Origin of the sequence: Burkholderia sp. E168m23 (assembly GCF_016586125.1) — a bacterium.
In the GTDB taxonomy this organism is placed as follows: Bacteria; Pseudomonadota; Gammaproteobacteria; order Burkholderiales; family Burkholderiaceae; genus Burkholderia; species Burkholderia orbicola.
Window position 1 is genome coordinate 1 of sequence record NZ_BCPP01001296.1, and the last position, 1506, is coordinate 1506.

The 1506-nt window shown below is 64.1% G+C and carries 1 protein-coding gene and 1 pseudogene; both read right to left on the reverse strand.

What is annotated here, in order from left to right; translation table 11 throughout:
• Positions 1–207: 207 nt before the first annotated feature.
• Positions 208–1169, reverse strand: a pseudogene (locus JMF90_RS36700) (2-hydroxyacid dehydrogenase).
• Positions 1170–1245: 76 nt separating this feature from the next.
• Positions 1246–1506, reverse strand: a 261-nt coding sequence (locus tag JMF90_RS36705; protein ID WP_201326308.1) for a hypothetical protein, incomplete at its 5' end; no start/stop codon positions are given.

Genomic DNA, 1506 nt, shown 5'->3' on the forward strand with positions numbered 1-1506 from the left:
GGGCGTCCGTCGTCACTCCCCTGGACGTAATAAAAGCGACCCTGCTGCATGCGACCGCCTATTCGGGTATTCCGCATCGTCTCATCGCGTTCAAGGCCGCGCATGAGGTGCTGGTGGCGGAGGGGGTGTTGAAGTAACGACGCGGTTGAAGCCGGGGGTTCCGTCATCGGACACCCCGGCATGGGCGAGCGCTCGCGCCCGCCGTCATCACAGCGCGTTCGGCGCCCCTTCCCGTCAAGCACCGCCGCGACGTTGTCGAGCGCGGTAAACCCCATCTGGTCGCGCGTCTCGACGGTTGCGCTCGCCATGTGCGGCGACAGAAACACATTGTCGAGCGCGGCAATGCGCGGATCGATGTTGGGTTCGTTCCGGTAAACGTCGAGCCCTGCGGCGAACAGCCGATGCGACGTCAACGCATCGTAAAGCGCATCCTCGTCGACGAGACTGCCGCGTGCCGCATTCACGAATACCGCACCGGCGCACAGCAAGCCGAATTCGCGGCGGGTCATCAACGGCGTGCCGCCGCCGGGCACGTGCAGCGTGAGGATGTCGCACTGCGGGAGCAGCGTGTCGAGATCCGCGCAATAGCGTGCACCGGCCTCGATCTCGGGCGGCGCGGGACGCCGGTCGGTATAGACGATCTTCATCCCGAAGCCGCGAGCGCGCTGCGCGACCGCACGGCCGATCCGCCCGAAACCGACGATTCCGAGCGTCTTGCCGTTCACGCGCGTGCCGAGCATGTCGGTCATGCCGAACGACTTTCCCCACCCCGCGCGCACGATACGCTCGTACTCCGATGCACGCCGGCACGCGGCCAGCACCAGCAGCATCGTGAAATCGGCCGTGCAGTCGGTCAGCGCATCGGGGGCGTTGCTGACCGCAATTCCGCGTGCGCGTGCGGCAGCGACATCCATGTGGTCGTACCCGGCGCTCGCGTTCGCGATGATCTTCACGCTCGGCGGCAATGCTGCGATGTGCTCGGCCTGCAGCCCCGATTTCTTGCCGATCAGCACCGCCGGCGTCTCGTAGCGGTTGCAGAACTCGACGACGGACGGCGCGTCCATGTCGGCGTCGGTTACATAGGCGTTGAATTCGGCCGCCGCACGCGCGGCCACCGCGGCGGGAACGCGTCGCGCAACCAGCAGCTGGGTGCGATTGTTGTCAGGCATGGTCTCGTCCTTGGTTCGGATAACGGAACACAGCCTACGAAGCGCAGTCGGCGCAGGTCAATATTGATTGGTTCGATCAACATGTCCGCGCGGCATTGAGCGACCGGATGATCGACCGATTCCGATCATGTCCTCTGCCATGCGCGATGCCGTGCCGGCGCGCGAACAGCGCAGCCGCGAACTCAGGAAAACCCTGACGCCAGCCTGTCTGGACGGGGCGGTTGATATTGATTGAAAGAATCAAGATTGCTGCGAAATCGTCGCCGCGCAATGCTTTTTGCATGTTCAACGGACTGAAGACGAGGGCGTGAAAATGCAGGCAGAGAAAAAAATCGCG